Raw genomic sequence first — 21,000 nt, 5'->3', positions numbered from 1 at the left:
AATGGCCCTCTACAAGTACCGAGCCTGTTTTATGACCGATATTGCGAAGCGTGCGGGCTACAACGACGTTACGTTGTTTCAGTGTTGCCTAACCCCTGATGATTGGATTGAAATGATTAAATTAGGCTGGGTACCCTACAGAAAAAAAATGAACCCGCCTGTTGTTCAGTACCTAATGGACAAGTTTGTTCCCGGTTACGATCATTAAAATCCAGTTAACAAAATGTTATCTTAGCATATTTATTAACTAACCGTATTTAACCACATTTTAGCTATGACCCGGCGTCGGCTTTTTACCGACTATACTGATTTAGTAATGCACCTTTTTCAATTGGCAGTATTTGCGTAATTGTATCGAATACGACGGCCAAATTTGATGAACAAGAAGTTAGTGTTATTACTGTTGATTTGGCCCCCGAAATAGGCGATGATTCCGTTGAGATGGCCAACAAGGCCGGATTTAAAATTGAAGTGATGGATTTTAAGAATGGTCAATTAGTCTTGGTTCCCTCTCCTGCTATACTCAACTAAGAGTTTTTTACATACAAATAGAAATGGCTCCTGACTTATTCAGGAGCCATTTCTATTTGTATGTAAAAATTATAGCAATCCAATTTTCAGAAGAATATTTGGAACTCGTCAAAAAAAACGGTCCCAATTCGGTTGACTCTAGCCCGGTCCGGTGTTGCCTAGCCATCTCAAGAACTAGTATTAAGTTAGGCAGCAGAATATTATTCTGAAGTCAACCAAAATACTTATAAAAAATAAATTGAGCTTTCTGCCTATACCCTTTAGTGGTAAGTGTGAGTGAGCTCAGCTAGATACCCCTGGTCAATTCACAGTTTTTCACATCTGGAGTACAGGCACTTACCTCTATACTCAATTCTGTTTTTAGCACAAAAAACGGCTAATCCTACGCGAATTAGCCGTTTTTTATATGTAAATTGTATTATAAAAGCAAATTTCGCAAACTCAAAGCTTTGGAGCTAGAAGAACGTCAGGCATCCTACCGTCGAACGAAGGAGATCAAGACGCAACTCACGCTGTTTCGTTCCTGAGCCTATTCCACATTGATTTTTAATTTCGGTCCACTTCTGAAAAGTAGTGGACCATTTTTTTGGTATCCCCAAACGATGTTTGTACACGACACATTAATCGGCTTATTTATCAATCATTATTTTTTTGACCTTCAACACAGTTAAGCCACCACCGGAAATGGAATAATATTCCGGTTAATTATTAGCTTTTTTTAATTTTTAAATACGGGAAATTTCCCATAGAGAAACAGTGATTCTCCCGTTGATAAAACTCCATAAATTAGTATAGGAAAATATTCATAAAACTATTTGATAAGTTTAATTTTTCAAAGAATTTATAGTTATATTTTATAATTAAGCGAATCTAACTGCTCAGTTTTCTTTGCAAATTTTAAGTTCTAAAACTGAAATTTACTCAGAAGTAAAACCTTGCTATACTTCCACTTGAGTATAGATTACAAAAAATATTACTCTTTTATATTAGGTATAATTACTCTTCTTGCGATAATAAAACCCCTATAAGTTACCAATTCAAAGAATTATGATCTTTCTAATATTACCAAAGTAAGATTTTTTCAAATAGGAAATTTGTAGGATACTTGTCACAGAAAAAGCACAACAAAGGAAAATTCAATAAGTCTTAAAGCAGGAATTATCATATTGAATAATACTTTTTAAGATTAAAACTTGGATATGGAGCGATCAAGTTTAAAATTTACTATGAACTATATCTTATACCTAATCTTTTTATCCCTTATAGGGATAAAAGCAGCATATAGTCAAGACATTGTGCCAAATAGGACACTTCAAAAATCCTATAGCGGGGTTGGTATACATGGCGGTATTGGTTTTTCGAATTTCTCTTTTCATTCAACAACTACTTATAAAAACCATGTATTATTATTCCCCTCTGGTATTCAGGGACGTTTTTTTCTAAAAGAAAGATGGGCTCTTTTATCCAGTATTGATTATCTGAGTCTTGGTGCATCAGAAAAGGGACTTGATATAGAAAACTCTTATCGCTTGAGAAGTCTTCAACTAAGCAGCTCTGCTGAATACTTTTTTAGTAGAAATACAGCTAAACCTATTATTTCACTTCAGGGTGGACTATTTGTTGGGAAAATATTAGAACCAATCTTATTTTATCATACAGTTCAATCGAATTCAACAGGTCAGAGTCGTCCAATTGATACATTTATTGACTGGAATGTAGGAGCTACTTTGGGAATAGCAATATCAAAAAATATATATAAATCTCATTCTATATCCGTCTCTTACCGATATGATGTTGGTTTACTAAATATTGCGACAAAAACCACAGATCCAGGTACACGCTATTTAACTAGAGCAAATCACTTGTCCTTGTCATATTCTTTCCACTAATTTAAAACCTTTGTAACTATGAAACGAATAATTTTACTCGCGTTTGTCTCATTTATAACAACTCTAAGTAGCTTTTCTCAAGGTTTAAATAATACCTCGGGAGCCGTATGTGTAAATGAGCTATCCGTTTTTAATTATGGGCGTCATTGTTTAAATTCCAACACGCGTTGGACAGTTACCGGTGGGGTTTTCACTGAGAACAACTCAACTAGCATAGATAATACTGCGATTACTCAGCACACAGTTCAATGGACTAGTGGTGTTGTACCAGCAGGTGGCTATAAAATAACAGTTGAAGAGTACTGTCCTACCGTTACCTATTTGACTAGCGGTACCTTTACTGGCAAAATACCCAATGTTGAAAAAATTACGTCAGGTGGCTTTAATGATCCAAACTCATTAGCTGTACCGTGTGGTAGTACAGCTAATGTAACAATCTACGCCTACGTAAATAAGGCTGCTGGAAATCAAGTTCAAGGTGATTTTGATGGGACCTATAGTATCGGTTTACCCTCAGGTTGGTCGACAATATCCAAAAGCTATCAAGGAATTAGTACTTATGATGGGCATGATTATTATGTCTATCAAATTGTTCTACAGCCACATGCAACTAGTGCAGGAAACTTTTCTTTAAGAAATACAACATCTTGTTCAGGAGTCAGTCAATATTCTGACCAACGATATTTTACAATTTCTAGGTCAGCGGCAAATTACTCTATAACAGGAGGCACGTTAGTTTGTAGTACGAATACCTACTCCATTAGTGATTCCTATATTTCTTCTTATTCTTGGTCAACTAGTTCAAACTTATATGTTTCAAGTGGTCAAGGCACTGGAAGTCCGCAGGTGACCTATAACCTATCGAATCCAGGAGCAGGTTATGTACAGGCATCGGTTAGTGATGCTTGTGGAAATTCCAATATTGTACAGACAAAAAATATATATGTAGGTCCTCCAGCACATAGTATTACAGGTCCATCTTCAATATGTTTGAATAATCCGGAAACTTATGACTTAACTAATAATAATATTTACGAAGCCTCAACTATTTCATGGTCATCCAGCTCAGGAAATTTATCAGTATACAGCGCAAATCCAATTGCATATGTAACTGCACTTGCTACCGGCAGCTATTATCTGAATGCAACAGGGATAAATGCGTGTGGGAGTGTAACTTATAATTATTTAGTTACTGCTACTGATTGCGGTATTATGAGTAAGGTTTCTCCTAATCCAGCAGGAAATGATTTAAACGTTGAATTCTTAAATGTTGATTCCGCGGAATCACTTCCAGACGAGATTGATTTACTTCCTGAAAATTCACTTATTCCAGTTCAAGTGGTTAATGTCAAGGAAACATACAAAAACAATAAATTAGGCAATAATCCGAGCATTCAGATGAATGTAAAAGATATACCACGGGGTATCTATTATTTACATATTTACAAACAGGACCAAAAAACGCCTGTAAATAGAACCAGGGTAATACTGAATTAATAGTTATTGAAATCGCCGGATTGTTTTTTATAACTCTATAAAACTTTTTTTTAATTCAAGGAATTAATCTGCACAGAGGACTATTATTTATGGGATATTATATTCAGTCCTTTTTTAACCGTCTAAATGGTAACCTGCTGTTTCTTGAGACATTAACTATCAATGCTGGCTCGAACCCCTATTCACACCATTCTTAAAATCCATGACTTCAATTTTAAATCCAGTTTTGTTGGTCATTTCAACGGAATCATCGCCTATTTCGGGGGCCAAATCAACAGTAATAACACTAACTTCTTCTTCATCAAGTTTGGCCGTCGTATTCGATACAATTACGCAAATACTGCCAATTGAAAAAGGTGCATTACTAAATCAGTGTGGTCGGTAAAAAGCCGACGCCGGGCATAACAAAACGGTCGTTTGTAAGCATCAAAAATCTTTTTAACAAATGGTTATTTCTTTCCCCTGCCAAAGTTAGTTGATAACTATTTGCCTGTTGATAGCTCGGCATGGTGGTCAGGCTCACTATGAATTATTGGCAGGGGGGCCGCCTAGCTATAAAATTTTAGTGCTGTCGAGGTAGTAGGCGCTATCCAATAGCAGCCTACTACCTCGACAGCACTAAAATTTTATACTCGTTCTTTTATAGCTGCGGAATCCGGAGTACTTGATCAGGATAGATTTTATCTGGATCACTCAACATGGGCTTATTGGCTTCAAAAATAACCCCATACTTCATCGGATCTCCGTAGACCTCCTGAGCAATTTTTGACAGAGAGTCACCTGATTTTACCGTGTAATATTTGCCTTCTGGAGCAGGCTCGTCAACCGTCAGTTGATTATCTACCGCTGAGACACCCTCTACATTACCGACAGCCAAAGCTATCTTTTCAGCATCTTCTTGCGACTTCACCGAGCCCGTAATGGTAACGGTATCGCCCTTGGTCTTAACCGTCAAGGTGTTGTAAGCAAGGCCTAGTTGCTTCACGTGGTCAAGCAGCGCTTGTGCCCGAACGGGTTCAACTTTTTCCGCCTCTGCTGGTGCGGCTGGCGCATCATTATGAAAGATTTTTTCGCCTACTCCTTTGAAAAATGATAACAAACCCATTGGTTTCGTATGGTTTTAATGAAACATATGATAAAACGGCTAGCAGAAATGCCACTCGACTTGCCTACAACAACTTCGTCTTCAAGCGATTGTTTCAATATAACCACCTATAGCCTTTAGCAAGTTTACTGATTACGGGACATTTGGCAATTTGGACTTTACTAACTGTTGAACGATCATCTAGTAACACCTACAAATAAGAATCCTTAAGATGGGCATCCATACATAGAAGACAAATTAGTTAGAAAATAAATATAGTCACGCTTAGTCTGTTACCAACTAATAGGTTGGCAGAAACACTAACTTTGTCCACCTATGGATTTCTGCGGACCTTACGACAAATACCTAACTGAGCGCCATCAGGAATTTCTACAAGCGCCCTTATTGGTGGGCTGGGAATTCAGGCAAAAGACGCACTTGACAACCGAAGGATATGGATGGATGTCGTTGGCAAAAGTGCAAAAGTGGCAACTGCCTGCATCAATTCGACACAAATTATTAAGTGATAAATGGGCAATTGTGATTACGGATACTGATCAGATTATTCAATATGTGAATCTTTCGTTCGAACAAATGACGGGTTATTCCCGCCAAGAAGCTCTGGGCCGTCGACCAAGCTTTTTACAGGGCGAGGGCACATTCCAACAAATTCGCCAGCGCATCAAACAGGCTATTGATCGACGAAAGCCAGTACGTGGACGTCTACTGAATTACCGAAAAGACCAAACCCCCTATTGGTGCCAGATCATCATTCTACCCATCGTAAACCGGCAAAAACAAGTCGTCAACTTTATTGCCTTTGAACGAGAAGTCGAATCCGAATGAAAGCCATTTGCTTAACATTCTAAGAGTTGGTGAAGATAGATCAACTTAACCCAGATAATATTTTTGAGCAGGGAAGCGGTTTACTCAAACGAAGGTTTTCGTGTACCACCATTTCAGCCTGTTGCCCTCAGACAAAAGTGCATCAAAAAGGTTTACTATTGTGGTTTACAAATTCAAGGTTTATTTTTAGCAATTAGAGCTTTAAAAAGTAAACCGCTTATGATTTTCGGCTATGGTAGGGTTTCAACACGAGACCAGAATCTCAACTTACAGGAGGACGCTTTAACGCAGGCCGGTTGCGAGCAAATCTTTATGGAGAAAATTACCGGCACTAAAAAAAATCGGCCAGAGCTAAACAAACTCCGGGCAAAGCTCCGGGCTGGCGATACCGTCGTTGTTTGGAAGCTCGACCGCTGGGGGCGGTCACTCTCCGACCTGATTGAGTTGATGAATGAACTACGCGAAAAGCAGGTACAATTTAAGTGCCTGGCTGTTTCGATGGATACCAGTACAATCGAAGGGCGGTTAATCTATGGCATCTTCTCGGTACTCTCTGAATTCGTTCGGGATACCATTGTCGAAAATACGAATGCTGGCTTATCAGCGGCCCGTGCTCGTGGTCGAACAGGTGGGCGTAAGCCAGGCTTAAGCAAAGAAGCCGATATTAAGGCCAGTGCAGCTAAAACGTTGTACCAAAGCGGTAACACGGGAAATAAGATTTGCAAGATGTTGGGAATCGGCAGCAAGCGGACTTTGTACAAGTATTTACGTGCTAAGGGCGTGAAAATTGGCGAAGATATTGCTCAAGAAGTGACATCTAACTAGCTGTAAGTCAGCATCACTTATTCAAATTATAGGGCTGAGACCCTATAATGACTCAATATAGGGCCTCAGCCCTATAATTTGAAGCCGTTGACCGAGTTGTCAGCGGCTTTTTTGGTAAAAATGGACCTAAAATTTACCCCCAATAACCGGGCATTTACCCCTGATAACCGGGTGATTACAGGCATTTACCCCCGATAAGCGGTTGATTACCTGCCAACTCCAAAATTTCTTCTTGACACGTCTTCTATGTTTGATCCGACTAAACCGGGGGGTTTGGTGTGCAACGGGGTAGGTCTAGACGCAGCCTACCCCCACGCACGAACCACCCGGCAACGAAAATTCAAACAAACCCCCTACACAGATGGAGTACCAACAAGCCGTAGTACGTGCCCCCCGCATGAGTCGAATTAACTGGACGCAAACCACCACCATTACCATTGCGGCCTTCATTGGTTGCCTGGCAGCGTTAGCCTTGCTGGTCGTGGTCTACCGTTCCTTTTTGGCCAAATCGCATACGTACCGATTAGCCAAACTGGAACGGATCGAGAATCAGATTCATGAAGCCGAAAATGAGTTGGCGGACCTAAAATTCGAAGCCGATCAAGGTAAAAAGCGAATCGTCAGACCACCCGTAATAGAGCAGGATGATGAGGATACTGAACCCGTCGATGCGACCCCAAAGGGTGAAAAAATTGCAACCACTCCGGCGGTCTAGGTCCGGTTTACACTGATAAAATAAACTTTCATATGAACTCCGAAATTTCGTTCGTCCTGGTCAACCCCTCCGATGGGGACGTAATGGCCATTCTGATTCCGGCCATGTTGCGCCGTGCTAAACTGCTCAAGGGTAAGTTTCTTGCTGAAGAATCATTCAAAGATGAAGCCAGTAAGGTGGATATTCAGGTTTCTGAAATCGTTCCTGCCGGTGCGCTCGAAGAATTTGACGAATACCTCTCTCAACTGGAAAACATTCAGATTGTCGCCATTGAGGTAGATTCGGATAGTCTGGCGCAAGCCACTATGAATTTCGTTCAAAAGACTTACGTCGAGTTCAAGCCCGCTACAGTGACTAACATTGAAACGGTCGCTACGCTGGTGCCGGGCAAATCGGCAGTCCTGCATACGTTCTCGGAGCCCTTCAAGTCGGGCCAAATGAATTCGCTGGAAATGAAGCTGCTGGCGGGTCAACGCGTAAAGTTGACGCTCAAGGTCGCCATGCCTGGTTCTGCGACGAGTACCCTGCCACCTCTGTCGTAATCGAACGAAGCCACCCGAATCTAGTATTTGTCTCAATTGCTCAAGACCAATGACATCCAGCACGTTTCTCGCCCAATACGGCATTGCCGAACAATCGCTTTCCCCTGAGGTGAAAGACGGAATCAATGAGGTGTTACGCGCGGGTGCCAAACAGGCGATTGAGCAATTGGGACAGATACTCCAAAAGGAAGCCCAGAAGCGGGGCATCGACACGGGGACCAATACCAGTACCGCAGCCCAGGAAGAAGCCGCCCGGATCGCTAAGGAGGAATTTGATGCCCAGCAGGCCGCTGCCAAGAAGAAAAAGCAGCAAACGATTCTGATGTATGTGGCGGTGGGCGTGACCCTACTGGGCGTCGTGATTGCCATCATCATCACCAAAAAACGCAAGCAACATGGATAACAGTACCAGCTTTTGGAGCAATCTGTTTGGCAGTGGCGGAGCGGGTTCGAGCCTGATTAGTTCTGCCGGTTCCATCGGACAGGGACTGGTCAAAAATGAAGGGGATCAGATTCGAGGAGACTACCAGGTCAAATTAGCCCAACTGACCAACGATGCGACGCTCAGTAAAGAGCAGTTCGATCTAAGCTTAGCCAAGTTGCAAGCGGATCGGGATTCGGCGCTGGCTACCTACAACGATCAGAAGCGCAACGATACGTTAGTAATGGTGGGCATCATTGGTGGCCTACTGCTCATTGCCACGGTATCCGTGCTCTTGATCCTGAAACGAAAAGCGAAGTAGGCGATGCCGTTGTTTTTGATTCCGTTAGCCTTATCCATCTTCTCTGCCGGAGCGGGTATTTTCTCGCAAATCCAGGCGAATAATCAATTGGAGCAGGCGGGACAACAGGCAATCACGGACCAGCAGGCTAAAAACACGACCGCTCAGATCGACCAGTATGCCACCTATATCCGAACGCTGGATAATCTTAATGCTGAACAGGCCAATGCAGCCTTGCAAGCGACTCAAACACAGGTCCAAACCCAACGGACGATCAGTCTATCCCTTTACGCTACCGCTGCCTTACTTTTGATACTGTCACTCATTGCCCTAAGCAATTCACGTCTTAAAACCAGATAAAAACCGATGAAAACGATTGCACTTACTCTCTTACTTTGCGTTTCGGCCCTCTGCCAAACCCAAGCCAGTAGCCCACCAGCGGCCACCTCTGTTCAAGTTAAGCCCGACAAGCAACAACCCGTTGATTTGTTCACAGCCCAAACGGATCAACGTGTAGCCGTTGTCCAGCATTTGGATTACCCGGTTGCTATTCAGGTCCAATTTGAACCAACTATCCAGATCGACCAGTCGATGCCCAATGGCACGGCCACGAGTATTCTGGCGAATCCTTGTCTACTGGCTCAGGATGACCACCCGGCACCCCAGCGCGGACGTATGGCCCAATCGACAGTAAAAAACACGTCTGCCCAATCGGTCACAAGTGTCTTTCGGGATAATACGGGTAAACGGTTTCATCGAAGCCTAAAAGACGATCCGGCTGAGAGCCTTATCTGGGTAGAGCCCAAAAACCGACGAATACGCGACCCGCGCAGACAACTCTGTTAAGTCACCTAGTCAACAACTTACCGCGTCCCCCGGCACACTGATCATTTTTCAACTTCACTAACAAACAAAGTTTATCATGGCATTTGCAACAGGCCACACAGCCCGTAACGGCTTCGTAGCAGGTCAGCTCCGGGATGGCGATTCATTCGGTACGATTGACGTAGCTTCCTATAACGGCCAGGCCGTTAAGTTCAAGATTGACCTTCGTTACTACAAAAACACGCTGATTCCCGTCGTCTCGGTTCTCAAAGCCAGTGATAATACGGTGATCGAGCAACCCGCTATCAAGCAGGCTCAGTACCTGACCAATTTGCTTGGACTGGCCCTGCCCAACAACATCCCGGCCCTGAAAGACCTGGCTGCTTTGGCCCCAACGCTCTCGAAAATTCAGTCGCTCGGACTGATCGACAATGGCTTAGTACCGGTCAACGCATCGAATGAGCTGATGCCCTTCGAGCAAACGGCGGATGGTAGCGTGAAAGCTTACGTATCGGCAGCGGATGCCCAGAAAAAGGCGGATGACGCGGCTGCTACCCAGCAAACCCTGCTCACCAAACTGACTACTGCCGTCACGGGTGACGCGGCCACCACTTCAACGAGTGGGGCAACCACCACCACGGGTATGAGTAAGACCACTAAAATCATTATCGCCGTCGTGGCTGCGGTCGTGGTGGGGGGCATCATCTACCTGGCTACCCGCAAGAAAAAGTCGGGCGGCAGAAAGTAAGCCAATAGCAGTACACTTCATCAACGAATAGGCCGGGATGGTCCCATGTGGCCCGTATCCTGGCCTATTTTTTCTCACCTGCATCATGGCCTATATTGCTCCCAAGGTTGGCGAGATGATCTACGCCTTAAAAGATCGCGTCGGCGTTTATCTGGCTCCCAGTATTAACGCCAGCCCAACCCATACCAACGACCAGAATGGCAATCACGCCTTGCGGGACTACCGGAAAGGCGAAGCCATTGGCAAAGTAGCGGATGACCAGATCTATCCCAGCACGGAGGGACCCCAATTCCTGAAGGTACTCAACTTTGTCTGGGTAACGGTGGGGGGTGGTCTCTTTGGTGGCGGGGTCGATATTCCTGAGTTTCACGAGGCTTATATCAACATCGATGATGAAGGTATCGGCTGGGTACGAGACACGTATCGGGAAGGGGCTACTCAGGTAGCCCAGGAAGAGGACAAACGGCAGGAAATTGAAACCGCCTTGAAATCCTTTCCCGGCATACCCACACCCACCATTGTCAAGCAGACCAACGCGAAAGGGGAAGACAGTTGGCTACTCACCTTTCCCAACGGCTATGCCACGGAATGGGAGCAGTTCTTGGCGCTGACCCCAGAAAGCAAAAAAACACTCACCACGAGCACGGTGCCCAAAACGGGCCTGACCGATGGTACGGGAACGACTCCGGCTACCAGCACAAAATCGACTGTATTCACCACGACAAACATACTGATTGGAGTAGGCATACTTACCCTATTCGCTGGATTGCTTGTCGTTTTACTTCGCAAAAAGAAATGAGCAGTACGTACACATACAAGGCTAGCCAGCGTGGTCAGTTGGTCAAGGTAGTGGCCCCCGATTCTGTGCGAGTCTACAGTTCGCCCGAGTCATCAGGAATAACGCCAGAATTCATCAATGGGCCTCAAACGGTTGGTACAGCTACGGGCAAGAACTTTAGTGACGGCATAAAGACGTGGCTGGAGGTATTACGCGTTTCCTTTGGTCTAGTGCTCAGTGTTCCCCAGGTGACAGCATTGTATCTACTCGCCGATGATGTCACGCTAGAGACGAATCCGGCCTACGATGCCTCGAAAGATACCAGCGCACCCAATAGCGATGGAAGCTATAACGGGGTAGCCAGTGGCTCGACCGGCAGTACCTCAGCTCCTACCAAGGATACCTCCGATGTATCCACAACTCCCGGAGCCGGGCGTGTACCGGTAACGGCCTCGGATGGTAAAACCGTCTACGTATTGGTACCTGCACCTACTACGACTACCCCAACGACCACACCGCCTACGGAAACCGATACGACCAAAAAATACCTCACCTGGGGATTATACGGTGTGCTGGGATTGGGTATCGTAACGCTCATTGTGGTGCTGGTCATGTCGTTTAACAAGCCCAAAAAGAAACCATGAAAATCGGAGCAAGCTTAAAAACGAAAGCCGGACCAGATAAGAACGTAGATGAATTTTTCTTTCTCTACACCAAGCCTGGTGGCACCAAAATTGGCTCTGTCAAAGAGAGCACCGTGATCGGCATCTATGAGCGAACCGAATCCTACCTACTGACCGATTATGCTTACGTAAAGCTGGCAACTCCGCTCACGTATAACAGCGTCCGTTATCAGTATGCCTACATCCGTCAGGAGGTTGTTTATGAATACTTGGCTAACTCGGCAACGTATTATGTAATTCCTGGTCCAAACTCGGTTAATGTCCGCTCGACCGCTACGTCGGCCTCGTCCAAGAATATCCTGCTTGTCTTAAAACCGAATGCCTTGATTGGCACAACGGATGGTACAACGAGCAACGGATTTACCTTATTCAGCCTAGCCAGTGGTGGAATGGGCTGGGTGTCGCGTAATTACATTACCAGCAAAGTTCCCGCAGGTGCTTTACCTACGCCGGACGGCACTGGGCCAGAACCAGAGCCTTCTGTTGGTACAACGCTTGAAAACACGGTAGGAACAGGGCTGCTCGGTACACTCAAATGGGTTGGCATTGGCCTAGTTGCTGTTATCGTTGGCCTAGTGATCGCAAAACTGTATCAACGTCATGCTCCCAAAAATTAGAGTCCCGGATTCGGTGAAGAATGCCCTGGCCTACCGGCCTTTGCAGTACGCCCTGTTGATTGCCGGGGTCCTGCTGGTGGTCTACTTCATCGGGCGAAATTCGGGTAAAGGGGTGACGGTCAGCTATCCGGCTTCGCCCACCAAAGACCCGGTAACGGATGACTTTGTGAGCAAGCAGGCACCGAACATTCTGGATGCGCTGTTTCAGGCATTCGACGGATGGAGTTTGGATGTCGATGAAAAGACACTCGCCGTCGAAAAGATTCTGTTTCTGACCGATAACCAGCTCGTCTACATCTTCAACCAGTATAACCAACGCTATCTGGCGGGTAAGGGGCAAACCCTCTATACGGTGATCGATGGGGAGTATTTCGGTCCGATTGGGCTGGCAGCACAACGCAAACGCGAAATCCTGAAGCGAATGCGGGAATTAGGAATGGACAAATAAGTCAAGAATTATGGCACTCGTAGATGATTTAGGAAAAGTAGTCGATGGCATCGACAAAATCTCGAAAGAGGGCGTGCCCATCGTCGTCAAACACGAACTCGATACGCCCACGGTCAGCTACTTCGCCTTAATGGCCTTTCTGGTGGTACTCGCCGGGGTTATTCTGGTCGGGGTAAAAGACGTGATCGTTCACAAAGCCCTACGCACATGAAAAAGCGGGAGCAGACCAAAAAAAGACTTGTTCGGTATGCCATTCACCGGGCAAGTGTGCGTGATCGAGCGGCAAACCCCGCAGCTCACTCACAGAAAGCTGGAGCATAGATCAATTAGTCTTTACTGCAGCGCGAATGCCCGCTAGTCCTATCCCTTGACAAATCATGTTAAGCCTGACCAATAACGATCTGATTCAAGCCGCCAAGGAGTTAGGTACCGATGTGCCGACCATCCGGGCCGTCGATGAAGTCGAGAGCAACGGGAAAGGGTTTGACAGTGCTGGACAAATCGTTATTCGGTTCGAGTCGGCCAAATTCAAGGGCTATACAGGCATAACGATAACGGGCTCCGGCAATGCCGCTTTTAACCAGGCGGTGCTAAAAAATGCCCGAGCGGCCATGCTGTCAACCTCCTGGGGCCGTTACCAAATCATGGGCTTCAATTATGAAGACTGTGGGTATAGCTCGGTCGAAGCATTTGTAGCGGCCATGAAAACGGGGGAACTGGCTCAATTAAACGCCTTTATCGCCTTCGTGAAAGCCAATCAGATCGATGATGAACTACGGACGCATAATTGGGCCGGATTCGCTTACCGCTACAACGGAGCGGGGTACAAAGCCAATAATTACGACGGAAAATTGGCGGCTGCTTATGCCAAGTACCGTACGCAGGCTTTTCCGGTCACCAATGACCCCGTGACGAAACAACCCTGGATGGATGGAAGCACTGTTTTGGCCCTACTTGCCCTATGTCTGCTGGGGGCTGCTGCGTATTACGCTTTTGATGGTAAATGGTCAGCTATGTGGGCCTACACGAAAACCAAATTCAAACAAGCACTGACATGAATACCAAAGCGAATAAAACCTGGTCGCTCATTTTCGTGGGCGTGGTGGTCCTCTCGACCTGTCTTTCCCTGGTCGCCAACTACCTGAGTATCCGAGAGTACTACAAAAACAACAAATCGGCCTAGTGCCACAATCTCTATGCCTACTAACCAACCATCCGAAACACCGACTATTGATCGTGCGCAGGAAGCCGCTCAAGGCATATTCAATGCCTTAAATGATGAAGGGCTTTCAACCGTGGATAAGGTAGCCGCCTGTAAACTGCTTGACCAGATGATTCGTCAGGAAATTGACCAGGCTATTACTGCTCTGCAACAACTCCGAACCACATTCTGATATGCAACTCAATATCCGAAATCAACCCAAAACGGAACCGATTGCGGAACCTACGCCCCTGGATCAGCCAGCACCCTCGTCTGATCCAGGGCCCACCCCTTCGCAGCCCGAACGGAGCTGGCTCAACCTGGGCGAATTGGGTCGGAGTGCGCGGCAAGCCCTGCCGGTGCTCCACAAACGCTTTGGCTCGTTACTGCTGGCCTTTCTGGTCTTCTACGCGATGGCCGATTATACCGAATTTACGGTCGGTGCCTTGCACCCGGGTGAACTCGTTTTTTCCAATACCATGATCCAACTATGGACGGCCACCTATCGAATGGCTTATGTCTATATGGCGGTCCTGGCTCTGCTATCGATTACGGCCCCGGTCTTGTGGGCGTTTTATCGGCCTGATGGGAACCAGAAATTTGACTTAGCAACCTTCATGCTTAACCATTTATCTCCCACCCAACAGGTATGGCTCTTTTTTGTCGCGTTCTGGCTCAACTGCTTATTATTCATACTCTTGCTTATGGTCAGGCTCCCCGAATCGGTGAACGTCGGGCGGTAGTGGCCGTGGCCCAGCAATACATTGGCGTGCGGGAAACGGGCGAAAATCGGGGCGAACCCTACCGGCTGTTCATTCAGCCTTATGGCTACGGTCCGGGAACGATGTGGTGCGGTTTGTTTCTACACCACTGCTATACCCAGGCAGTGATTAAACATGGCGTCAAGGGAGCAGCCCTGGCCGCTAATTGGGGACTTCCGGCCAAAACCATCATTAGCCGGTGGGGTCGTCAAGTGGCCAAACGTCCTCCGCTGGCAGGTGACGTGGCTTTATATCGATTCGGACAAAGCCGCATTTGCCACGTCGAATTGATTTTAAACTGGCCTAGCGACGAAGACTATTTCTGGGTGATTGGGGGTAACACGTCCAACCCCGCCAATGCCAAAGAGGAAGGCGTTTTTGCCAAACGACGACTCAAGAAAGATTGCCTGGTGGTCAATCGAATCGATTTTTTTAACTGACACGCCTATGAAAACTGGTCTACGCCACTCAATTCTCGACAGATGAAAACGTACACCAAATTACTCTGTATTGCCGGACTAGCGCTGATACTCGCCTTCCGCCCCTGGCGTCAGGTCAATCAAAGCGTTGGCCTTCGATCCGTTTCGGATAGCCTGGACGTGGCTCTTAAGGAGTCGGACAGCCTGCTGGTCAATCAGGCCGCCTTGCCCGTAGAAACGCCCGTTAAAGTCGTCTTGCCCACTGAGGAAATTTCGGCCCTGGTGGATAACGTCAAGGAGCTGGAATCAGAAAAGAAAGCCCTGTTAGACAAGAAAAAAAGTCTTGCCAATGAAATTGCCCAGTTGCGCAAATCGGTTTCGCTCAAGCAGGAAACCATTGTGTCGCTCAAGGAAATTGACGAACTGCTCAGTAAGCAAAATAAGAAAAGTACGACCACGGGCTACAGTGCTGACGGGGAATCAAAAGCCAACCAACCATGACTCGCTCCGCCATTCAACTCTTACTGGTTCTATTCGTGGTGGGCCTATCCGCTTTTGCCTACGACTGGTACTATCGCAAACCGGCCCGCGACGAACGTAACCGGTCCTTTCGTGTCAACAAGGTCAACTACCCGGACGCTCCGATTAGCTATGAATCTTTCGCTTAACATACCGATGGTGGCCAGGAGTCATAGTGACTTTAAACCCACGGACATTGCCCGTCACCAGGCGGCTGCCGATTATCTGAGTGCGACCTACGGCACCCAAATCGAGCAGGCGTGCCGGCTCAATACCGTGCCAGATTATCTCTTGAAAGCGACGCTATTGACTGAAAACGAAGATGCCAAACCGGATTCGGTCAACTTCAAAGGAGCGGTCGGTTTGGGTCAAATCAAGCCCTTTGTGGGCCTGGATATGCTAGCTCTGGCCAACACTAAAAAACTACTGACCGATGAGAAGAAAGCGGTTTTCAGAAAGAAACTGGGCAGTCAGTTAGATAAGATTTTAAAAGTGGATGATACCAGCGTGTTTAAAGATTCCGCCTGGCAGGCCATTATCCTACCGGCCTTGAAAGACCCTGAGTTCAATACCATGCTGGCAGCACTGACCCTTTCGCTGTTCATCCGGGAACATTCGGCCAGTGGGCTACTCCGGTGTGACTATGTCGAAGCGCGCTATAACCAGGGCTATTACCTCTTGTCGAGTCGCAAGATTGCCAAAACGCTGACCACGGACGAGCTGATCGATGCCGTTCCTGCCGAAGCCAAAAATTACATTCTCAAGGTCTGCGGTCGGAATGGCTGGCTGGACATTTTAACCTAACCGTACCATGTCGAATTACAGGGGAAACAATTACGCCGATGCCCGAAAGAAAGGATCAACGCTTTCCCAGGGCAGGACCATCGCCCGTCAGGATTATCTAAAACGGAAAATCTCTGGCAAGGCTACCCATATTGCCTTTTCGATTGACAAAGAGGTACTGGGGCTCTATACGATCATCGACGCTGATGAGCTACAACCCTCGCATCTGGGTTCGTCGCAAAATTCCCTGCATTTTATTCCCGAAGCCCAACCCCGTAACCGGGCCACATCGGCATCGGGGGCCTTGACCCCGGAGCGGATTGCCCGGAACCTGCGCCCGGAGGAAGTATTGTATGGCTCGACGGCCTATACCGGTTCGCCCGTTGTCAACGCACGCGGGGAAGTCATTCAGGGCAATGGCCGTGCCTACGCCCTGAAGCTCTATTACCAGCAATTTCCGTCTGACCCAAACGGCTACCAAAAAGCCATTGAGGCTGGTAATTCGCACATCGGCCTGGTTGGCATAAAACCCAAGCTCGCTCAGATTGGCATTAACAAACCAGTTCTGGTGCGCCTGGTGCATGTCACCGATAAGGAGGCTATTGCCCTGGGTCAGTTTACCCAGGCTGATACCGAAGCGGTTTCGACGAGTACCACTAAAATCAAGTCGAAAGCCCGTCTACTGACTGCGCCGGTCCTGAAACGAGTGTTATCGGAACTCACCCGCCTGGATGATGGCGATGAGAAATCGATGGCCGAATTGATCCGGGAAAGCAACGTGCTCAAGGTGTTGATTCGGGAAGACATCATTCGTCCCGATGATCTGGAAAACTACACCCGACATGGGAATATCAATGAAGCCGGGGTTGAGTTTGTCTCCTCGCTACTGCTGAATGCCTTGTTTCGACAAGGCGATATCAACACGCCCGACGTGTTTACGCTCCTGCCGGTATCGACCCAGAATGCGGTCAAGAAAAGCACGATTTACCTGCTCAAGTGTACGGGTTCCAAATCGCTCAACAAAGAAGTCAGTAACGCTATTCTGGCCTACCGGGAGTATCTGGCATCGGGCCAATCGTCCTTTGCTGGCTGGAAGAATCAACTGGATTTACAAGGCCAAAGTCCCGCCAGTCGCTATGCCCCGGTGGAGCTGGCCATTGCGGAGTTGTTTCATAAATCCAGTACGCAAAAAGAAGTCGTCAGCCGGTTTCGCCAGTATGCCACCAAAGTCAATGCCCGGCCCGGTACCATGTTTGAATCGGCTTCACCCGGTGAATACAAATGGGTAGCCGTCAAGTCCGTCTTTGGAGCCAAAGCGGTGCCCGACAAGACCCGAATTGAGCCAGGCCGACGCGCTAGCCGTGCCCTAAAAACGAGTCGAAAACGAACATTACCTCCACGGCGATCAACCCCACCAATCACAGCATCTTCATCAATAAACTCAGATACCATAATGACTACTGCCGAAAAGGAAGCCTTCACAAAACGGATGGCTGATGGTCGGGCGAAAGCCGCCAAAAAACGTACATCGACTACAACGAGTAAGAAGAAAGAGACGGGTACGAAAACCAAATCGACTACACCTGCTAAGAAGAAGGCCGCTAAGAAGAAAACCGAAACGGCTACTACTTCGAAGAAGAAAGCCACCAAAAAGAAAACCGGAACGGGCACCGCTAAGAAGAAAGCTACCAAGAAAAAAAAGGCAGCTACCACCCGTAAAAAGGCCACTGGCTTAAAGGGCAAAAAGGCCGCTCGGAAGACGACAGCCAAAAAGAAAGCGGGGTCCGTTCGGGTCAAAACGGGCAAGGAGCAGACAGGTAAAAACTTCATCAAAGAAGTGGATAAACTGGCGGATCGGATTCACGAAAAGTCAGCTACCGGTGAGTTCGTTCAGGTACCGGTCTACAAAGTCAGTCGCTCCGAAGCGAAGAAAAAAGCCTTCAACGCCCTGAGAACGACCAGCAAAACCAAGAACGTTAAAAACGTTCGACTCAAAGTCTAATGGTGCTCCGGGCTCGTCCCACACTCGCTCAATTCTGGGCCGGTGTGGGCCTGTTCCTGTTTGCCTGTCAGCCACTTATTTTACCCAAAACCATGCTTTTTCTTACCCCGCTCAATCGCCAGGTCATTCAGCGCAACAATTCCAATGCTGCCGTGGTGGCCATTTCGGGTAGTTATACCTCGACCCCCACCCCCGTCAAAATCCACTGCCGGTTAGTGCCCATCAAAGACGGGCAGGGTGTGGCTACGGACTGGCAGGATATGACGTTTAGTGCCGGGAAATTTTCGGGCAAGATGACCGCGCGCGGGGGCTGGTACCGACTGGAAGCAGAAGCCTTGAACAGCATTGGCGTGGCGCAGGAAGTCGGAACGGTCGATCATCTAGGCATTGGCGAAGTGTTTGTCATTGCCGGGCATTCGGTGGCTGCCGGTGGGGTCAGTTACATTAACGGGGCTTCTGATGATCGGGTCATCACCATCCCGATGGAAATAGGCTATGAAGATTCCCCCCGAGCCAAAACGGGCAGTCTGGCCGATATGCCCACCACCAAGTTTGTACAGTTCGGTACGGGTATTTCCCCGGCTCCCTTCGGCTACAACTGTTATTTCTGGTCCCGCTTCGGGGAACTGGTCGCGCAACGGCTTAATGTGCCGGTGCTCATCTACCAAACCGCCTTTGGCGGTACGAATCTGGAACACTGGGCTAAATCATCCCAGGGGGAAGAGTTTGCGTTGTTCTCAGTGCCGCCCAGTTTTCACATGCCCTACATCAACCTCAAGCACGTCATTCAAAAGTATGTGCCGGTGACGGGACTCCGGGCTGTTTTGATCGACCACGGCCAGAACGATTACCGGGAACTCGATGAAGACTTGCTCTTGAATCGGTACCTGATCTGGGTCAACCAGGCGCGGACCGATATTGGCCAGGCCACGCTGGCCGCAGTCATTAATCGCCAAACGCCTTTTCTGACCGTCGATAGCAACTATCAGGGTGATCCACCCATGCGGCATATCCGGCGAGTTCAGGAAAAAATGGCGGCTACGCCCAATTGTTTTGTGGGTCCTGATTACGATACCGGTTTAGCCGTTACCGACCGCTATGACAATATTCACCTGTCGGATTCGGGTCAAACCAAAGCCGCCAAGCTCTGGGCCGATGCGCTGACGAACTCGTTTTTCCTGGCATCCGACCCGCATCTAACCGAAGCGGTTACGACCCCGATTGATCCGACCCGAGTGGTTACGGACTTACCGCTGGCAGTGGTTACGAGCACCTCGACGCTCGATCCGGTAACGCCCGTTGTGGAAGCTCTGCCCGTAACGACCAACATGCCAACTACCCCAGCGACCAGCAGTACCGGTGGCATTTTATCGGCCTCGGTGCTGCCCGATTTGAGCCAACTCAGCAATTACGCCTTACTCGGTCTGGCCGTACTGGCCGTGGGCTTTACCGCCTTTCTTCTTCATCAATTCGTAAATAAAGACTAACCATGTTACACCCTAGCATTTCAAAAGGCGGCACGATCCTGAACGGCATCTACGCTAATCAGTTTGCCCCCTCCAACGCCCAAACAGCCCCGGTTCCCTTCCGGGTCAACCAGCTCGACAAGCTGACACTTTCCTACCTGGAATCCTTCGCCATCATTGCCACGATGGCCGGTGGTTCGGGCTACACCTTCAAAGCCAAAGTCAATGGCGCGGCCATTACGGCGGCTCACATGCTGGCTAGAAGTACGACCGGCATTACCATTGCCGATGGGGGTGTGATGACCTACGATGGAACGGGGACGGCTACACTGACCTCCGGTGGGGATAACACCAATCCATTAGTGGGTGGCTTTACTTATGAAGTGAGTGATCTATCGGTCCTGTCGGGCAAAACCAACAACTTCACCCTCTCGCTGGGCGGGACGCGTGATCTGTATAACTTCGTCATTCAGTCAGCCAATTCGGTCAAGCTGTATGTACGCAATGAGAGCAGTTGGGATTTAGTGGGTACCTATGCGTTTGGTCACACCATCATTTCGACCGATACGGTAGCTTACCACGTGACAGCCTCGACCATCGAATTACTCGTTAACGGAACATCGGTCTGGAGCAAAGCCCGCACCTGGACGGCAGTTCTGTCGAGTGCTGATCTGGGCGTCTTATCGGCCACAGCTCCCTATACGTTTGGCAATACGGTCGATCTAACCATCGGCAGCGTGGCGGGCAGCTATACCCTATCCTTCTACAATCAGGAAGGCGCGCAGACGGCCCTTAAACTGGACCAGTCGATTGAGGTCTCCACCGACAAAGCCGCTACCACCCCTGCCGCTATTGATCTGACGATCCCTGTTGTAGCGGCCAGTGTGCTGGGTACCAAGTCCGAAGCCACCAGTACTAGTGCTAGTACCGATTGGGGTAAAATTCTGACCTGGGGTGGGATTGCCCTGGCCGGGATCGTGGTCGTAGCCGGATTGATCTGGGCCATTCGCAGCAAGAAATAATCCCGTTCGGGGCATCTAAGCGGGTGCCCCGAAACGGGGCACTTTCCCGCTAATAATCTAAAAAACTCGTCGGCCGT

General features: G+C 47.8%; 30 protein-coding genes. 29 read left to right on the top strand and 1 reads right to left on the bottom strand.

All coding sequences use genetic code 11. The annotated features are described in order from the left end of the window. Nucleotide 1: 1 nt before the first annotated feature. From GO755_RS33545 to GO755_RS33530, 4 genes are all read left to right on the top strand, one after another. Nucleotides 2-208: a hypothetical protein gene (locus GO755_RS33545; protein WP_157589813.1), complete on the top strand. Its 207-nt coding sequence runs from the start codon at nucleotides 2-4 to the stop codon at nucleotides 206-208. A gap of 1,549 nt (nucleotides 209-1,757) precedes the next feature. After that, nucleotides 1,758-2,420: a porin family protein gene (locus tag GO755_RS33540; protein ID WP_198175005.1), complete on the top strand. Its 663-nt coding sequence runs from the start codon at nucleotides 1,758-1,760 to the stop codon at nucleotides 2,418-2,420. A gap of 18 nt (nucleotides 2,421-2,438) precedes the next feature. Beyond that, a complete protein-coding gene (locus tag GO755_RS33535; protein WP_157589811.1) occupies nucleotides 2,439-3,917 on the top strand; it encodes a T9SS type A sorting domain-containing protein in 1,479 nt (492 codons plus the stop codon). A 202-nt stretch (nucleotides 3,918-4,119) separates the two neighbouring features. Further along, a complete protein-coding gene (locus GO755_RS33530) occupies nucleotides 4,120-4,302 on the top strand; it encodes a hypothetical protein (protein ID WP_157589810.1) in 183 nt (60 codons plus the stop codon). A gap of 255 nt (nucleotides 4,303-4,557) precedes the next feature. On the opposite strand, the gene lysM is transcribed toward GO755_RS33530, so the two are convergent. Then, on the bottom strand, nucleotides 4,558-5,022 hold the full coding sequence (gene lysM, locus GO755_RS33525) for a peptidoglycan-binding protein LysM (RefSeq protein WP_157589809.1): 465 nt from the start codon (nucleotides 5,020-5,022) through the stop codon (nucleotides 4,558-4,560). Between the two features lie 315 nt (nucleotides 5,023-5,337). Here lysM and GO755_RS33520 point away from each other — a divergent pair, with 315 nt between their 5' ends. The 25 genes from GO755_RS33520 to GO755_RS33405 all read left to right on the top strand — a co-directional run bounded on the left by GO755_RS33520 (nucleotide 5,338) and on the right by GO755_RS33405 (nucleotide 20,923). Next, a complete protein-coding gene (locus GO755_RS33520) occupies nucleotides 5,338-5,847 on the top strand; it encodes a PAS domain-containing protein (protein WP_157589808.1) in 510 nt (169 codons plus the stop codon). 219 nt (nucleotides 5,848-6,066) lie between these two features. Then, complete coding sequence (locus GO755_RS33515; RefSeq protein WP_157589807.1) at nucleotides 6,067-6,672, top strand: recombinase family protein; 606 nt, start codon at nucleotides 6,067-6,069, stop codon at nucleotides 6,670-6,672. 361 nt (nucleotides 6,673-7,033) lie between these two features. Further along, nucleotides 7,034-7,387, top strand: coding sequence for a hypothetical protein (locus GO755_RS33510; RefSeq protein WP_157589806.1), 354 nt, complete (start codon nucleotides 7,034-7,036; stop codon nucleotides 7,385-7,387). Nucleotides 7,388-7,419: 32 nt separating this feature from the next. After that, nucleotides 7,420-7,929, top strand: coding sequence for a hypothetical protein (locus GO755_RS33505; protein ID WP_157589805.1), 510 nt, complete (start codon nucleotides 7,420-7,422; stop codon nucleotides 7,927-7,929). Nucleotides 7,930-7,978: 49 nt separating this feature from the next. Then, complete coding sequence (locus tag GO755_RS33500) at nucleotides 7,979-8,332, top strand: hypothetical protein (protein ID WP_157589804.1); 354 nt, start codon at nucleotides 7,979-7,981, stop codon at nucleotides 8,330-8,332. After that, nucleotides 8,325-8,672, top strand: a complete 348-nt coding sequence (locus GO755_RS33495) for a hypothetical protein (RefSeq protein WP_157589803.1) — start codon at nucleotides 8,325-8,327, stop codon at nucleotides 8,670-8,672. Before GO755_RS33500 ends, GO755_RS33495 begins: the two co-directional genes overlap by 8 nt. Before the next feature lie 3 nt (nucleotides 8,673-8,675). After that, complete coding sequence (locus tag GO755_RS33490) at nucleotides 8,676-9,011, top strand: hypothetical protein (protein WP_157589802.1); 336 nt, start codon at nucleotides 8,676-8,678, stop codon at nucleotides 9,009-9,011. A 6-nt stretch (nucleotides 9,012-9,017) separates the two neighbouring features. Continuing rightward, nucleotides 9,018-9,497: a hypothetical protein gene (locus tag GO755_RS33485; protein WP_157589801.1), complete on the top strand. Its 480-nt coding sequence runs from the start codon at nucleotides 9,018-9,020 to the stop codon at nucleotides 9,495-9,497. Between the two features lie 76 nt (nucleotides 9,498-9,573). After that, complete coding sequence (locus GO755_RS33480) at nucleotides 9,574-10,224, top strand: hypothetical protein (protein WP_157589800.1); 651 nt, start codon at nucleotides 9,574-9,576, stop codon at nucleotides 10,222-10,224. A gap of 85 nt (nucleotides 10,225-10,309) precedes the next feature. Beyond that, nucleotides 10,310-11,023, top strand: a complete 714-nt coding sequence (locus GO755_RS33475) for a hypothetical protein (protein ID WP_157589799.1) — start codon at nucleotides 10,310-10,312, stop codon at nucleotides 11,021-11,023. Further along, nucleotides 11,020-11,646 carry a hypothetical protein gene (locus GO755_RS33470; protein WP_157589798.1) on the top strand — a complete coding sequence of 209 codons (627 nt, stop codon included), beginning with the start codon at nucleotides 11,020-11,022 and terminating at the stop codon, nucleotides 11,644-11,646. Before GO755_RS33475 ends, GO755_RS33470 begins: the two co-directional genes overlap by 4 nt. Then, complete coding sequence (locus GO755_RS33465) at nucleotides 11,643-12,302, top strand: hypothetical protein (RefSeq protein WP_157589797.1); 660 nt, start codon at nucleotides 11,643-11,645, stop codon at nucleotides 12,300-12,302. The genes GO755_RS33470 and GO755_RS33465 overlap by 4 nt, the downstream gene beginning before the upstream one ends. Beyond that, nucleotides 12,286-12,750, top strand: coding sequence for a hypothetical protein (locus GO755_RS33460; RefSeq protein ID WP_157589796.1), 465 nt, complete (start codon nucleotides 12,286-12,288; stop codon nucleotides 12,748-12,750). Before GO755_RS33465 ends, GO755_RS33460 begins: the two co-directional genes overlap by 17 nt. Before the next feature lie 10 nt (nucleotides 12,751-12,760). Next, entirely contained in the window at nucleotides 12,761-12,961 is a 201-nt protein-coding gene (locus GO755_RS33455; RefSeq protein ID WP_157589795.1) for a hypothetical protein, read from the top strand. Between the two features lie 166 nt (nucleotides 12,962-13,127). After that, the gene (locus GO755_RS33450) at nucleotides 13,128-13,808 is read left to right on the top strand and encodes an N-acetylmuramidase family protein (protein WP_157589794.1); all 681 of its coding nucleotides are present in this window, start codon (nucleotides 13,128-13,130) and stop codon (nucleotides 13,806-13,808) included. After that, nucleotides 13,805-13,933: a hypothetical protein gene (locus GO755_RS41925; protein ID WP_262887038.1), complete on the top strand. Its 129-nt coding sequence runs from the start codon at nucleotides 13,805-13,807 to the stop codon at nucleotides 13,931-13,933. Before GO755_RS33450 ends, GO755_RS41925 begins: the two co-directional genes overlap by 4 nt. 13 nt (nucleotides 13,934-13,946) lie before the next feature. Then, nucleotides 13,947-14,144, top strand: coding sequence for a hypothetical protein (locus tag GO755_RS33445; protein ID WP_157589793.1), 198 nt, complete (start codon nucleotides 13,947-13,949; stop codon nucleotides 14,142-14,144). 1 nt (nucleotide 14,145) lies between these two features. Continuing rightward, on the top strand, nucleotides 14,146-14,694 hold the full coding sequence (locus GO755_RS33440) for a hypothetical protein (RefSeq protein WP_157589792.1): 549 nt from the start codon (nucleotides 14,146-14,148) through the stop codon (nucleotides 14,692-14,694). After that, nucleotides 14,601-15,152, top strand: a complete 552-nt coding sequence (locus GO755_RS33435; protein WP_157589791.1) for a C40 family peptidase — start codon at nucleotides 14,601-14,603, stop codon at nucleotides 15,150-15,152. Before GO755_RS33440 ends, GO755_RS33435 begins: the two co-directional genes overlap by 94 nt. A 42-nt stretch (nucleotides 15,153-15,194) precedes the next feature. Further along, entirely contained in the window at nucleotides 15,195-15,632 is a 438-nt protein-coding gene (locus tag GO755_RS33430) for a protein kinase family protein (protein ID WP_157589790.1), read from the top strand. Then, nucleotides 15,629-15,799, top strand: coding sequence for a hypothetical protein (locus tag GO755_RS33425; RefSeq protein WP_157589789.1), 171 nt, complete (start codon nucleotides 15,629-15,631; stop codon nucleotides 15,797-15,799). Before GO755_RS33430 ends, GO755_RS33425 begins: the two co-directional genes overlap by 4 nt. Next, nucleotides 15,783-16,454 (top strand): hypothetical protein, encoded by a 672-nt coding sequence (locus GO755_RS33420; protein WP_157589788.1) that lies wholly within the window; start codon nucleotides 15,783-15,785, stop codon nucleotides 16,452-16,454. Before GO755_RS33425 ends, GO755_RS33420 begins: the two co-directional genes overlap by 17 nt. Nucleotides 16,455-16,461: 7 nt before the next feature. Continuing rightward, the gene (locus GO755_RS33415; protein ID WP_157589787.1) at nucleotides 16,462-18,435 is read left to right on the top strand and encodes a hypothetical protein; all 1,974 of its coding nucleotides are present in this window, start codon (nucleotides 16,462-16,464) and stop codon (nucleotides 18,433-18,435) included. After that, entirely contained in the window at nucleotides 18,435-19,922 is a 1,488-nt protein-coding gene (locus GO755_RS33410) for a hypothetical protein (RefSeq protein ID WP_157589786.1), read from the top strand. Before GO755_RS33415 ends, GO755_RS33410 begins: the two co-directional genes overlap by 1 nt. Before the next feature lie 2 nt (nucleotides 19,923-19,924). Further along, entirely contained in the window at nucleotides 19,925-20,923 is a 999-nt protein-coding gene (locus GO755_RS33405) for a hypothetical protein (protein WP_157589785.1), read from the top strand. Nucleotides 20,924-21,000: the final 77 nt, after the last annotated feature.

Source organism: Spirosoma arboris, assembly GCF_009754945.1.
GTDB classification, from domain to species: Bacteria; Bacteroidota; Bacteroidia; order Cytophagales; family Spirosomataceae; genus Spirosoma; species Spirosoma arboris.
This window is presented reverse-complemented; position numbering and strand designations above follow the sequence as displayed.